Source organism: Brachybacterium hainanense (assembly GCF_042434575.1).
Lineage (GTDB): Bacteria > Actinomycetota > Actinomycetes > Actinomycetales > Dermabacteraceae > Brachybacterium > Brachybacterium hainanense.
The window spans coordinates 185,463-198,058 of the sequence record NZ_JBHLSV010000003.1; the positions used below are offsets into that span (position 1 = coordinate 185,463).

Below are 12,596 nucleotides of genomic sequence, written 5' to 3' on the forward strand. Positions count from 1 at the left end.
GCCGACGCGGTGCGGCCGCATCCCCGCTCACCCGCGGAACGTCCGGGCGCGGGCTGCCTGCGCGGCCAGCTCGGCATCGGGGGGATAGGCGACGTGCTCGAGCGTGAGGCCCTGCGGCGGGCACATCGGCGCCGCGCCGGGCACCTCCGGACCGCCGGGGTCGCGGGTCGCCGCGGCGAGCACCCGTGCCGGCCAGTCCACGCCGCGCCGCCCCTCCCCCACCTGCAGCATCACCCCGACCAGGGAGCGCACCATGTGGTGGCAGAAGGCGTCGGCCTCGACGGTCGCCACGACGAGCCCCGCATCGGCCCGTCCCTCCCCGGGGCGTCGCCAGCTGAGCTCGCGCAGGGTCCGCACCGTGCTGGCACCCTCCCGCGGCCGGCAGAAGGAGAGGAAGTCGTGCTCGCCATGGAGGGCCGCGCTCGCCGCCGCCATGGCCGCGACGTCCAGCGGGCGTCGATGCCGCAGCACGTCCCGGCGCAGCGGGTCGTGGACCCCCGGGCCGTCGGAGATGCGGTAGCGGTAGCGGCGCGACAGCGCCCCGAAGCGCGCGTCGAAGGCGGGAGGCACCGGGACGGCGCTGCGGACGACCAGGTCCGGCGGCAGCACTCCTCCGAGGCGGGTCAGCAGGGCGTCCGCGGGGCTGCGGTCCGAGCGCCCCGGCAGCCCGGCGAGGACCGCGGGCGGCAGATCCAGGTGCACGACCTGCCCGCGGGCGTGGACGCCCGCATCCGTCCGTCCCGCGACCGTGACCGGCACGGGCACGCGGCAGACGCGGGCGAGGCCCTCCTCGAGCGCCCCCTGGACGGTGCGCAGCCCGGGCTGGGCGGCCCAGCCGTGGAAGCCGGTCCCGTCGTAGGAGAGGTCCAGACGCAGCCGCACAGCCCCCGCCCCCTCGCCGCGGACGCCCGTGCCGGGGCTGTGACCTGCAGCGTCGTCGGATGTGTGCACCAGCTGGACCATAGGGTCCGATGCTAGCGGGAATCTGTAAGGTATGCCCGGTGAAGATTCTCGTCATCGGATCGGGCGGACGAGAGCACGCGATCGTGCGCCGCCTCTCCCTCGATACCCCCTCCCCTGACCTCCACGCCGCACCCGGGAACCCCGGGATCGCCTCCCTCGCCACGATCCACGACGTCGCCCTCGGCGATCTCGAGGGCCTCGTCGCGCTCGCCGACGAGCTGCGACCGGACCTGGTCGTCGTCGGCCCCGAGGCCCCCCTCGTCGCCGGCCTCGCGGATCTCCTGACGGCCGCGGGCCACACCGTCTTCGGCCCCTCCGCCGCCGCGGCCCGCCTCGAGGGCTCCAAGAGCTTCGCGAAGGAGGTCATGGAGGCCGCCGGCGTCCCCACCTCCCGCTCCGTGAGCGTCGCCGATGCCGCGGAGCTGCGCGCCGGCCTCGAGCGCGTCAACCCGCTGGGCGACGTCCCCTACGTCGTCAAGGCCGACGGGCTCGCCGCCGGGAAGGGCGTCGTGGTCACAGCCGACCTCGCGGCCGCGCTCGCCCATGGCGAGGCGGTGATCGGCGCCGGCGGCAGCGTCGTCCTCGAGGAGTACCTCGACGGCCCCGAGGTCTCGCTGTTCGTGGTCTGCGACGGCTCACGGGCCGTCCCGCTGGCCCCGGCCCAGGACTTCAAGCGCGCCCTGGACGGCGACGAGGGCCCCAACACCGGCGGGATGGGCGCCTACTCGCCGTTGGCGTGGGCCCCCGCGGACCTCTCCCGGGAGGTCGTGCGCACCGTCGCCCAGCCGACCCTGGACGAGATGGCCCGCCGCGGGACCCCGTTCACCGGGATCCTCTACTGCGGACTGGCGCTGACCTCCCGCGGCATCCGGGTCATCGAGTTCAACGCCCGCTTCGGCGATCCGGAGACGCAGGTCGTCCTCGAGCGGCTCTCCTCCCCCTTCGCCCCGTTGCTCCTCGCCGCCGCGCGCGGGGACCTGTCCGGGCAGGACGCGCCCACCTGGTCCGAGGAGGCGGCGGTCACCATCGTCCTCGCCGCGCTCGGCTACCCGGCCACGCCCCGCACGGGGGACGCCATCGGCGGTCTCGAGGCGGCCGAGCAGCTGGGCGCCCGGGTGATCCACGCAGGCACTGCCCTCGACGCCGAGGGCCGGATCGTCAGCGCCGGAGGCCGCGTGCTCTCGGTCGTCGCGACCGGCGCCGACCTCGCCGATGCGCGGGAGCTGGCCCTCGCGGGCATCGCGGCGATCGAGCTGGACGGCGCGTTCCATCGCCACGACATCGCGCTCGCCGCGGCCGAGGGCCGGGTGGAGGTGCGATGAGCGCCGCCGTCATCGACGCGCCCGCCCTCGCGGGCTGGGACCTCGCCGTCTCCGGCAAGGTCCGCGAGCTGTACGTGCCCTCGGGAACCCCGATCCTGCAGGCGCAGGAGGTGCTGGTCGTCGCGACGGACCGCATCAGCGCCTACGACTTCTCGCTGCAGCCGGGCATCCCGGACAAGGGCCGGATCCTCACGGCGATCAGCATGTTCTGGTTCGAGCAGCTGGCCGGGATCGTCCCCCATCATGTGATCTCCGCGACCGACGTCCCGGCCGAGGTCGCCGGGCGGGCGATGCGCTGCCGGGGCCTGGACATGGTCGCGCTGGAGTGCGTGGCCCGCGGGTACCTCACCGGATCCGGGCTGAAGGACTACCGGGCGGGCGGGGCCGTGGGCGGGCACGTCCTGCCGGCGGGGCTCACCGAGTCCTCGCGCCTTCCCGAGCCGATCTTCACCCCCGCCACCAAGGCGGAGCAGGGCGATCACGACGAGAACATCACCGTCGCGGAGGCGCGCATGCGTCTGGGCGACGAGCTCACCGACGAGCTCGAGGAGCTGACCCTGGCGCTGTACCGCCGCGCGCAGGACATCGCCGCGAAGCAGGGCCTGATCATCGCGGACACCAAGTTCGAGTTCGGGCATTCCCGCGACGGGGGTCGCCTCACGCTGGGCGACGAGGTGCTCACCCCGGACTCGTCCCGTTTCTGGTTCGCCGACCGCTACCGCGAGGGCGTCGTCCAGGAGAGCCTGGACAAGCAGTTCGTGCGGGACTGGCTGACCTCGGCCGCCTCCGGCTGGGACCGCGGCGGGCAGGATGCTCCCCCGGTGCTTCCCGAGGCGGTCGTCGCGGCCACCCGTGACCGCTATGTCGAGGCCTACGAGCGTCTGACCGGCAGGGCCTTCGCCTGACCTCGTTCCCTTCCCCCTCCCGCATCCCGGGCGGGCACGCGGGAGGGGGCCTCAGGAATGAGCCGGAGCCGGGACCTCGAGGACCCGGTCGCCTGCCCAATCGCGGACCTCGGTGCCCTCGGGAGCGAGCGCCGTGGCCTGGCGCAGGTGGATCGCGCGGCCTGCAGGGCTCGCGATCGCGTCGTGGACGGGCAGTGCCAGCTGCGGCGCCGCCTCGCGCAGGAAGTCGATGGTCTCACGCATCTTCGACCAGGGGGCGACGAGGGCGAAGGCGAGGACGTCGATGCCCCGGAACTCGGCAGGGACCTCGAGGCTGTCGCCGGTCACGCCCAGCCGCGGCTCGCCCGGACCGGTCAGGAGCAGCCCGATGTTCCCCACGCGGGGAATGTCCGGATGGATGACGGCATGGTCGCCGCCCAGCGCGGTGAGGGTGGCCTGCCCGATCGCGAGCTCCTGTCCGGGCGAGAGCGAGATCACCTCGGTCCCGGCCCGGCGTGCGGAGGCGAGCTGCTCGAGGTCGACGAGCTGATGCGCGGTCTGCGGCTCTGCCACGACCGGGATGCCCGGGTTGCCGGCGAGGACGCGGGCGAGCAGGCCCGGGTCGACGTGATCGGGATGCTGATGGGTCACCGCGACGGCGTCGACCCCGGTGAGGGAGCCGGCGCCGTCGTCGCTGAATCCCCCCGGGTCGATCAGCACCGTGGCCCCGGCGACCCGTACGAGCAGGCATGAATGTCCGAGATGACGGATCTGCATGAGGTACTCCTTCTGGTCCGCCGTGCCCGAGCCCGCGGTGCACGCCCGCGCACGGATGCGCGCTCCCCAGCGCGCATCGTCACCGTATCCGAATTGTGACCTCCGTGGGCGGTTCCGCCGGTATGGTCGCCGCCTGTCGACGGGCTCGGACCGCGGCCAGCGGGAGCGCGGACGCGGCAGAGCACCCCGCGGGTCCCGTCGCTCGGGACGCGCGGCGTGCCGGCGCGGGCACGCCCTAGAATGAGGGCGCCGCTGACTTCCATCGGCCGTGGGCGTGCGCCCAGGGCCCGTCCTTCCAGGAGAATCCATGCCGCGCGTCGTCGTGCACGTGATGCCGAAGCCCGAGATCCTCGACCCGCAGGGCAAGGCCGTCGCCGGCGCTCTGCCCCGGCTGGGCTTCGAGGGCATCGCCTCGGTCCGCCAGGGCAAGCGCTTCGAGCTCGAGGTCGAGGGCGAGGTGACCGAGGCCGTCCTCGGGACCATCCGCGAGGCGGCGCAGACCCTGCTGTCGAACCCGGTGATCGAGGACGTCGTCGACATCGAGGTCGTCCCCGCGGTCGAGGCGGCGCGCTGATGCGCATCGGCGTGGTGACCTTCCCCGGCACCCTCGATGACCGGGATGCGCTGCGCGCCGTGCGGATCGCCGGCGCGGAGCCCGTGGCCCTGTGGCACGCGGAGGACGACCTGCTCGACGTCGACGCGGTCGTGCTGCCCGGAGGCTTCTCGTACGGCGACTACCTGCGCGCCGGGGCGATCAGCCGTTTCGCCCCGGTGATGGAGAAGGTCGTCGACGCGGCGAAGGGCGGGATCCCCGTCCTCGGCATCTGCAACGGCTTCCAGATCCTGTGCGAGACGCACCTGCTTCCCGGCTCGATGATCAAGAACGCGCACCGCTCCTTCATCTGCCGCGATCAGCCGCTGCGGGTCGAGAACAACCGCACCGCCTGGACGACCGCCTACGAGAAGGACCAGGTCATCCGGATCCCGCTGAAGAACCAGGACGGCCAGTTCGTGGCCGACGCCCGCACCCTCGAGGAGCTCGAGGGCGAGGGCCGCGTGGTGTTCCGCTACACGGCGGGGGCGACCCACGGTCCCGCGGGCTTCGAGGAGAACCCCAACGGCTCCTGGAACGACATCGCGGGCATCACCAACGAGTACGGCAACGTGGTCGGTCTCATGCCGCATCCCGAGCATGCGGTCGAGCCGGGATTCGGGCCCGATGAGCCCGGTCGCGGAACCCGCACCGGCACCGACGGCCTGGGCTTCTTCACCTCGGTGCTCTCGGCTCTCACCGCCTGATCGGCCGCGCTCCGGCCGGAGGTGCGCCGAGGAACGAGGCGCACCGCAGACCGGTGCGCCGCCGATCGGGCCGACCAGCACCGCCTGATCGGCCGCGCTCCGGCCGGGGGCTCAGGCCCGGGTGGCGCGCAGGATCGTGAAGCGGCGGTCGCGGGCCATCTGCTGCACGCGGCCCACCCGGTTCTCGACCTCGGGCCGATAGCGCAGATGCGAGTTGTGGACCATCCACAGCTGGCCCCCGCGCCGCAGCACGCGGGCCGCGGCATCGAGCAGATCCTGGACCAGGGTCGCATCGATCGCGGTGCCGTCGTGGAAGGGCGGGTTCAGCAGGATGAGATCGGCGCCGCCCGTCTCCTCGCGGCTGAGCGAGGTGTCCCAGACGACGTCCACGCCCTCGCGCTCGAGCTCCCCGGCTCCGAGGCTCGCCCGGGTCGAGGCGACCGCGTCGAGATGGTCGTCGGTGCCGAGGACCTGCGCCTGCGGGAAGGCCGCGGCGAGCCATGCGGTCATCAGCCCGTTGCCGCAGCCCAGGTCGATCGCGCGACGCACCTCCTCGGCGGGGAGGCGGGCCTCGTCGAGGGCGCGCAGCAGGAGCAGGCTGCCGGGATCGGCCCCCGCTCCCCCGAACACGCCGCCGACGCCGCGCAGCGCGAGCTCCCGGTCGCTCCCGCGGACGCGCACCCGGGCGAGGCCCCGGGCCGGCTCCTGGGCCGCGACGGGGACCCGCGGTCCGTCGGCGACGAGAGCCCGGGACTTGCCGACGCCGCGGGTGGCGGCGACCTCCTCGAAGATGGCGGCGAGCACCTCGTTCTGCGAGCGCGTCATGTGCTTGACCCGGCCGCCGGCCACGATCTCGAGGGCCGTCCCCTCGTCGGTCGCGGCCACGTGGGCGGCGAGCTCCCGGGCCCGGGCATCGAGCTCGCGCAGCGCCTTCGGCAGCCGCAGGAGCGCGAGATGCGCCGTGCTGGCGCGTCCCCCGGCACCGGGCTCCCCGGTCGGTCGCGTCCCGGCGCCCGCCAGATGCGCGGTCAGCCGTGCCTCCTCCGGGTCGGCATCGGCCGCGGGGATCAGGAGGCGGCCGTCGGTGATCTCGCGGGGGAACCGCTCGGTCAGCGCGAGGATGCGGGAGCGGGAGGCGGACCACGTGTGGACGCGGGCGGAGCGGTGCTCGGCGGTCGCCTCGAGCGCCGCGGCGGTGAGGTCCCCGCTCTCGTCCTCGAGGACGATCAGATCGCAGGGGCATCCCATCCCGGAGACGCACCGGGCGTGGTCGAGGATCACGCGGTCGCTCTGGTGGAGGGTCGGTGCGGGGCGGTCGGGGTCGGTGCTCACCCCGGGATCCTATGCGGAGGCCTCCTCCTGCGCCGGGCGGGCCCCCGTCGCGCGCGACCAGGGCCACCGCGCGACGAGCAGGTGCAGGGCCAGCGTGGGCAGCAGGATCGCCGCGGCCACGAAGGGCAGCTGGACCGGCTGCATGCCGAGGGTGAGCCCGAGGCCGCCCGCACCGCCGCCGAGCGCGACGCCCAGGGAGACCGCGCTCGCGTTCAGGGCCATGACGACGCTCGCGGAGCCCGGCGCCATGGCGGCGAGCCGCGTCTGCTGCGGGACGGCGTGGCCGCCGTTGCCGACGCCCGCTGCGAAGAACCACACGAGGCTGGGGACGACGAGCGCCGCGGCGCCCAGCACGGCGAAGGCGATGCCGGCCAGCAGGGCATCGGCCAGGAGCACCCCGAGGATCACGGTGAGCACCGCGACCGGGGAGAAGCGGTCCACGAGACGTCCGCTGAGCGCGTTGCCGAGCATGCTCGCGAGCCCGTAGCCGAACATGATGAGGATGATCGTCCCGGCCCCGGGATGCAGCGGCGCGAGGATGAGGACCGCGTAGGTGAAGCAGGTGTAGCTCGCGCTGAGGACGCCGGTGGAGACCCCGAGGCCCGCGACCAGCCGGGGGTGCAGGAGCGGCTGGAGGCGTTCGCGCAGGCGGGTCGGCGGGTACCGCAGGGCGGGCAGCTTCGCGCCGATGCCGATCAGCGCCGCGGTCCCGACGACGGAGACCATGAGTAGGGGGAACCGCCAGCTGCTCTGGCCCAGCAGCAGCCCGACGGGGACGCCGAGCGCGGTCGCGGTCATCCAGCCGCCGAGCACGAAGGAGAGGGCACGGCCGCGGAAGCGCTCCGGGACGCGGTGGACCACGTACCCGGTCACGGCGGCGCCGAGCACGCAGGACCCCAGGGCGGCGATGACGCGCCCGGACAAGGCCATGCCGTAGGTGAGCGCGATCGCGCTGACGGCGTTGCCGAGGACGAACGCGGCCAGCGCCGTCATGATCGTGCGTCGCTGCTCCCAGCCGCTCGTGATGGCGCCCAGGACGGGCCCGGCGAGGGCGGCGGTGAGGGCGAAGACGGTGACCAGCTGGCCGGCGGCGGCCTCGCTGACGGCGAGGTCCGCGGCGATGTCGGGCAGCAGGCCGGCGAGGACGTAGCCGTCGATGCCGGTGCTGAAGGTGGCGACGGCCAGCCAGATGAGGGCGTGGTAGGGCAGGGGGGCGTGCTCGCCGCTGAGCGCCGGAGCGGCGGCGCGGGGTGCCGAGGGACGTGACCGGGGCGACATCCTCGTGACTGTACCGGGGGCGGAGCCCGGTATCCAGGGATTATGCAATACTGCTGCGAAATGCCATGGAACCGGGCGGTCGTACGATCAGGGGCATGAGCATCCCCGTCCTCGTCGACTGCGACACCGGGATCGACGACGCCCTCGCCCTCACCTATCTCGCCTGCCGTCCGGACGTCGAGATCCGCGGGATCGTCTCGACCGGAGGCAACGTGCCCACCGCGGCGGTCCAGCGCAACAACCTGGTCCTCGCCGAGCTCCTGGCCCTCGAGGCGCCGGTCGCCGCCGGAGCAGACCGACCGCTGGTCCAGGAGCCGATGTACGCCGAGGACACCCACGGCCCCACAGGGCTGGGCCACGCCGTCCTGCCCGAGCCCTCCCGCACCGCGGATCCGCGCGCGGGCGCCCGGCTGTGGGTCGATGCTGCGCGCGAGCACCCCGGGGAGCTCGTCGGCCTCGTGCTCGGACCGCACACGAACCTCGCGCTCGCCCTCGAGATCGAGCCGCGGCTCCCGCAGCTGCTGGCCCGCCTGCACATCATGGGCGGGGCGCTGAACCATCGGGGCAACACCGGGCCCACGAGCGAATGGAACATCGCCGTCGACCCCGAAGCCGCCCAGCGCGTGCTCGCCGCCTTCGCCGCCGCCCCGCAGCTGCCGGTGCTCGGCGCGCTCGAGGCGACGGAGGCGGTGCGCTTCACCGACGCGACGCTCGCGGAGCTCGCCGGCATCGCGCGCGGGAGCGAGCATCCCCTCGCACAGATCCTCGTCGACGCCCTGCGCTGGTACTTCGAGTTCCATGAGGCGGACGGCTTCGGGTGGATGGCGCATGTGCACGATCCGCTCGTGGCCGCTCACGCCGTGACCGGCGCCTTCGCGCGGACCTGTGCGCTGCCCGTGGACGTGGAGCTGCTCGGCTCCCTCACTCGCGGGCAGACCGTCGCCGACGAGCTGGGACGCTGGGGCCGGCCGCCGACGGTCCAGGCGCTCCGGGACGTGCAGGCGGAGGCGTTCATCGCGCATCTGCTCGACACCCTCCGCGAGGGGCTCGCGCACCGGGGATGAGCGCGGCCCTCTCCCGAGGGCGCCTCACCCGAAGGAGGTGACCTCCGTCGTGAAGTGCTCGCGCGCCGGGCGACCCGGACGCTCCGGTCGCCAGCCGATCGTGCGCCTCGTCCCCGCCTCCCGGTCGTCCTCGCAGCGCACGAGGACCGTGCCGGGCAGCATCACCGGCGTCGCGAAGGAGACGTCCCAGCGCAGCGGCCGCGAGAGGTCCACGCGCGATTCGGTGAAGGCGCGCGAGGCCGTGTACATGCCGTGGGCGATCGCCCGCGGGAAGCCGAACGCCTTCGCCGTCAGCGCGGACAGGTGGATCGGGTTCGCGTCCCCGGAGACCTCGGCGTAGCGCCGTCCTGCATCGGCCGGCAGGCTCCAGCGCGCGGTCGGCACAGGGGCCCGGAAGGCCTCCCGCGGTGCCGGCTCCTCCTCCGCGGGCCCGGCGAGACGGCGTCCCTTGGCGAGGTAGGTGGACACGTCGGTCGCGATGATGTCCCCGTCGGCGCTGATCGTCGAGACGGCCTCGAAGGCGGTGCCGCGCCGGTGCGGCTGCAGACCCCGGGCGCGCACCTGCACGTCGACGCTCTCCCCCACGCGGACGGACCGGTGCTGCAGCAGCTGGTTGCGCAGATGGACGAGCCCCAGCAGCGGGAACGGGAAGTCGCCGCGCGCCATGAGCGCGAGGGAGACCGGGAAGGCCAGCACGTGGAGGATCCCGGGATGGACGAGCTCGGTCGCCGGGCCGCCCATGAGGTGGTCGAAGGCCGTGGCGCGGGCGGCGTCGATGCGCACGGAGCGCACCTCGAGGACCGTCTCCGGGAGGGTGTCGCGCCGCCGCACGCCGGGCCGCGGCCTCAGGGCGGCGGCGTAGACCGCGGGGAAGGACGGCACCTCGCGCAGGGTCCGGATCATCGGGTCCATCGGATCAGCGTCCCACGATGTGCTGGCCGCACACGCGGAGGGTCTGCCCGCGCACCCCGCCCGCCGGTCCGGAGGCCAGGAAGGAGATCGCCTCGGCCACGTCGACGGGCAGCCCGCCCTGCCGGAGGGAGCTGATCCGGCGTGCGACCTCCCGCTGCAGCGGCGGGATCCTGCGGGTCATCTCCGTCTCGATGAAGCCGGGGGCGACGGCGTTGGCCGTGCCGCCGCGGCCCTCGAGCTGGCGCGCGAGGGCGTCGACGAAGGCGATCACGCCCGCCTTGGACGTCGCGTAGTTGGACTGGCCGCGATTGCCGGCGATGCCGCTCGTCGAGGCGAGGGAGACCAGCCGCAGCTGCTCGCCCAGGAGCCGTCCCGGCCCGCCGGTCCCCTCGCCCGCCGCGTCCGCGGCGAGGAGATCGCGGACCAGGGAGATCTGGCTGGAGATGTTGACCGCGATCACCGGGTCCCAGCGGTCGGCGGCCATGTTCGCGAACATGCGGTCGCGGGTGATGCCGGCGTTCAGGACGAGGACGTCCAGGACGATCCCGCGCTCGCGCAGGGTGGAGGCGAGCCGTGCTCCGGCATCGGCCGCGGTGACGTCGAGCTGGACGGGCACGGCGCGCAGCTCGTTGGCGAGCCGGGCGAGCTCGGTCCCGGCCGCGGTGACGTCCAGCAGGACGAGGCGGGCGCCGTCCGCGGCGAGCGTCCGGGCGATCGCGGCCCCGATCCCGCGGGCGGCCCCGGTCACCAGGGCGGTGCGTCCGGCGAGCGGGAGATCCCAGGACGCGGGGAGAGCGGCGCCGGGGCCGTCGATGCGCAGCAGCTGCCCGTCGATGAAGGCGCTGCGAGCCGAGAGCAGGAAGCGCAAGGCCCCGGTCACCGCGGGGGCGTCGAGCTCCACGCCTTCGGCGACCTGGATGCCGTTGGCGGTGCTGCCGCGCCGCATCTCGTGCCCGAGGCTGCGTACGAGGCCCTCGACACCGCCGCGGGCCGCGTCGCGGGCCGGGTCCTGGCCGGTCGGGGGACGGGAGACGGTGAGGATCCGGCCGCCGGCGGCGAGCCCGCGCAGGGCCCCCGCGAGCGGGAGGACGAGCGGGCCGATGTCCCCGGGCGCGTCGATCTCGTCGAGGACGATGACGACGCTGCCCGGAGCCGAGGTCTCCTCGAAGCGGCGGCGCACATCGGCCCCCCAGCCGAGCAGGGTGGCGGTGATCCTCTCCGCTCCGGCGGAGCCGCCGAGGACGACGACGGGATCCAGGACGGGCTGGGGGCGGTCGGCGCGGCGCAGCAGGCGCGGCGGATCCGGGAGCGGGGTGCGTGCGGCGAGCAGGCGCCCGGGGGCGGAGCGGATGAGGCGGGTGTAGGCGTCAGCCACGGTGGGTCTCCAGTTCGAGGTGCGGCAGATCGGGGTGCGGGACGGTGCCGGGACGAAGGGCCGGGGCTCAGGAGGGCTCGGCCTCGAGGAGCGCGACGGTGCCCTGTCCGGCGGCCGCGCAGATCGAGACCAGGCCGCGCTGGAGGCGGCCGATCTCCTGGGCACGACGATGCAGCGCCTTGGCGAGGGTCGCGACGATGCGTCCGCCGGTCGCGGCGAAGGGATGCCCGGCGGCGAGGGAGGAGCCGAGGACGTTCAGGCGGCCGCGGTCGATGGCGCCGAGCGGAGCCCCGCGTCCCAGGCGCTCGCGGCAGAACTCCTCCGACTCCCAGGCCTTCAAGGTCGAGAGGACGGTCGAGGCGAAGGCCTCGTGGATCTCGTACAGGTCGATGTCCTGCAGGGTCAGGCCCTGCGCGTCCAGCAGCGCGGGCACGGCGTAGGCGGGCGCCATGAGCAGGCCCTCGGCTCCGTGGACGAAGTCGACGGCCGCGGAGCGGGCATCGACGACGCGGGCCAGCGGGACGAGGCCGCGCTGTGCGGCCCAGGCGGCGCTGCCCAGCAGGACGGCGGAGGCGCCGTCGGTGAGCGGGGTCGAGTTGCCGGCGGTCATCGTGGGCTCGGCGACGGCGGGATTGCCCCGTCCGAAGACGGGCGGGAGCGCCGCGAGCTTCTCCATGCTCGAGTCCGGGCGCAGGGTGTTGTCCCGACCCAGGCCCCGGTAGCCGGTGACGAGGTCGTCGAGGAAGCCGTCCTCGTAGGCGGCGGCGAGGTTCCGATGGGAGGCGAGCGCGAGCTCGTCCTGGGCCTCGCGGGTGATGCCCCATTGCGCGGTCGTGATGGCCTGGTGCTCGCCCATGGACATGCCGGTGCGGGGTTCGGCGTTGGCCGGGGGGACGGGCGCGAGGTCGCCCGGGCGCAGACCGGCCAGGGCGGCGAGACGCTGCGGGAGCGTGCGGGCGCGGCTCAGCCGGTGCAGGAGACGGCGCAGGCGCGGGCTCACCTCGATGGGGGCGTCGGAGGCGGAGTCGACGCCGCAGGCGATCGCCGAGTCGATCTGGCCCAGGCGGATCCGGTTGCTCGTGTGGACCACCGCCTCGAGCCCGGTCGCGCACGCCTTGGAGAGGTCGATCGCCGGGGTGCGGGGATCCAGCGGCGTGCCCAGAGCGCTCTCCCGGGTGAGGTTCAGGTCGCGGGAGAGCTTGAGCACGGCGCCGCCGGCGATCTCCCCGAGCTGCTCTCCCTGGAGGCCGTAGCGGGCCACGAGCCCGTCGAGGGCCGCGGTCAGCAGGTCCTGCTGCGAGATCCCGGCGTAGGCCGTGCCGATGCGGGCGAAGGGGATGCGATTGCCCCCCAGGACGTAGGCCTCGCGCAGCTCGGGGGTGCGACGCTG

The 12,596-nt window shown here is 74.5% G+C and carries 12 protein-coding genes; 5 read left to right on the forward strand and 7 right to left on the reverse strand.

The genetic code is table 11. The annotated features are described in order from the left end of the window. Nucleotides 1-27: 27 nt before the first annotated feature. Nucleotides 28-951, reverse strand: a complete 924-nt coding sequence (gene truA / locus ACFFF6_RS03720; RefSeq protein WP_376978328.1) for a tRNA pseudouridine(38-40) synthase TruA — start codon at nucleotides 949-951, stop codon at nucleotides 28-30. 50 nt (nucleotides 952-1,001) lie between these two features. On the opposite strand from truA, the gene purD reads away from it, so the two are divergent. Together purD and ACFFF6_RS03730 are read left to right on the forward strand one after the other, a co-directional pair. Further along, nucleotides 1,002-2,285 carry a phosphoribosylamine--glycine ligase gene (gene purD, locus ACFFF6_RS03725; protein ID WP_376978330.1) on the forward strand — a complete coding sequence of 428 codons (1,284 nt, stop codon included), beginning with the start codon at nucleotides 1,002-1,004 and terminating at the stop codon, nucleotides 2,283-2,285. Further along, nucleotides 2,282-3,190, forward strand: a complete 909-nt coding sequence (locus ACFFF6_RS03730; protein WP_376978332.1) for a phosphoribosylaminoimidazolesuccinocarboxamide synthase — start codon at nucleotides 2,282-2,284, stop codon at nucleotides 3,188-3,190. The genes purD and ACFFF6_RS03730 overlap by 4 nt, the downstream gene beginning before the upstream one ends. Nucleotides 3,191-3,241: 51 nt before the next feature. Here ACFFF6_RS03730 and ACFFF6_RS03735 read toward each other — a convergent pair whose 3' ends face one another. Beyond that, nucleotides 3,242-3,946 carry an MBL fold metallo-hydrolase gene (locus ACFFF6_RS03735; protein ID WP_376978334.1) on the reverse strand — a complete coding sequence of 235 codons (705 nt, stop codon included), beginning with the start codon at nucleotides 3,944-3,946 and terminating at the stop codon, nucleotides 3,242-3,244. Nucleotides 3,947-4,253: 307 nt separating this feature from the next. Between ACFFF6_RS03735 and purS the strand changes: the two genes are divergently transcribed. Further along, entirely contained in the window at nucleotides 4,254-4,520 is a 267-nt protein-coding gene (gene purS / locus ACFFF6_RS03740) for a phosphoribosylformylglycinamidine synthase subunit PurS (protein WP_376978336.1), read from the forward strand. Beyond that, nucleotides 4,520-5,245 carry a phosphoribosylformylglycinamidine synthase subunit PurQ gene (purQ, locus tag ACFFF6_RS03745; RefSeq protein ID WP_376978337.1) on the forward strand — a complete coding sequence of 242 codons (726 nt, stop codon included), beginning with the start codon at nucleotides 4,520-4,522 and terminating at the stop codon, nucleotides 5,243-5,245. The genes purS and purQ overlap by 1 nt, the downstream gene beginning before the upstream one ends. A 111-nt stretch (nucleotides 5,246-5,356) precedes the next feature. On the opposite strand, the gene ACFFF6_RS03750 is transcribed toward purQ, so the two are convergent. Together ACFFF6_RS03750 and ACFFF6_RS03755 are read right to left on the reverse strand one after the other, a co-directional pair. After that, nucleotides 5,357-6,577: a class I SAM-dependent methyltransferase gene (locus tag ACFFF6_RS03750; RefSeq protein ID WP_376978338.1), complete on the reverse strand. Its 1,221-nt coding sequence runs from the start codon at nucleotides 6,575-6,577 to the stop codon at nucleotides 5,357-5,359. 9 nt (nucleotides 6,578-6,586) lie between these two features. Next, nucleotides 6,587-7,855 carry an MFS transporter gene (locus tag ACFFF6_RS03755; protein WP_376978340.1) on the reverse strand — a complete coding sequence of 423 codons (1,269 nt, stop codon included), beginning with the start codon at nucleotides 7,853-7,855 and terminating at the stop codon, nucleotides 6,587-6,589. Between the two features lie 95 nt (nucleotides 7,856-7,950). Between ACFFF6_RS03755 and ACFFF6_RS03760 the strand changes: the two genes are divergently transcribed. Continuing rightward, nucleotides 7,951-8,919 carry a nucleoside hydrolase gene (locus ACFFF6_RS03760; RefSeq protein WP_376978342.1) on the forward strand — a complete coding sequence of 323 codons (969 nt, stop codon included), beginning with the start codon at nucleotides 7,951-7,953 and terminating at the stop codon, nucleotides 8,917-8,919. Between the two features lie 24 nt (nucleotides 8,920-8,943). Here the strand turns inward: ACFFF6_RS03760 and ACFFF6_RS03765 are convergent, their stop codons facing one another. The 3 genes from ACFFF6_RS03765 to ACFFF6_RS03775 all read right to left on the reverse strand — a co-directional run bounded on the left by ACFFF6_RS03765 (nucleotide 8,944) and on the right by ACFFF6_RS03775 (nucleotide 12,578). Continuing rightward, on the reverse strand, nucleotides 8,944-9,831 hold the full coding sequence (locus tag ACFFF6_RS03765) for a MaoC family dehydratase (RefSeq protein ID WP_376978343.1): 888 nt from the start codon (nucleotides 9,829-9,831) through the stop codon (nucleotides 8,944-8,946). Nucleotides 9,832-9,835: 4 nt separating this feature from the next. Continuing rightward, a complete protein-coding gene (locus ACFFF6_RS03770) occupies nucleotides 9,836-11,206 on the reverse strand; it encodes a 3-oxoacyl-ACP reductase (RefSeq protein WP_376978345.1) in 1,371 nt (456 codons plus the stop codon). A gap of 67 nt (nucleotides 11,207-11,273) precedes the next feature. Further along, the gene (locus ACFFF6_RS03775) at nucleotides 11,274-12,578 is read right to left on the reverse strand and encodes an acetyl-CoA C-acetyltransferase (protein ID WP_376978428.1); all 1,305 of its coding nucleotides are present in this window, start codon (nucleotides 12,576-12,578) and stop codon (nucleotides 11,274-11,276) included. Between the last annotated feature and the right edge of the window lie 18 nt (nucleotides 12,579-12,596).

Coding starts and splice junctions, on each gene's coding strand:
- ACFFF6_RS03730 (WP_376978332.1), top strand. CDS start 2,282: ATGAGCGCCGCCGTCATCGACGCGCCCGCCCTCGCGGGCTGGGACCTC.
- ACFFF6_RS03735 (WP_376978334.1), bottom strand. CDS start 3,946: ATGCAGATCCGTCATCTCGGACATTCATGCCTGCTCGTACGGGTCGCC.
- purS (WP_376978336.1), top strand. CDS start 4,254: ATGCCGCGCGTCGTCGTGCACGTGATGCCGAAGCCCGAGATCCTCGAC.
- purQ (WP_376978337.1), top strand. CDS start 4,520: ATGCGCATCGGCGTGGTGACCTTCCCCGGCACCCTCGATGACCGGGAT.
- ACFFF6_RS03755 (WP_376978340.1), bottom strand. CDS start 7,855: ATGTCGCCCCGGTCACGTCCCTCGGCACCCCGCGCCGCCGCTCCGGCG.
- ACFFF6_RS03760 (WP_376978342.1), top strand. CDS start 7,951: ATGAGCATCCCCGTCCTCGTCGACTGCGACACCGGGATCGACGACGCC.
- ACFFF6_RS03765 (WP_376978343.1), bottom strand. CDS start 9,831: ATGGACCCGATGATCCGGACCCTGCGCGAGGTGCCGTCCTTCCCCGCG.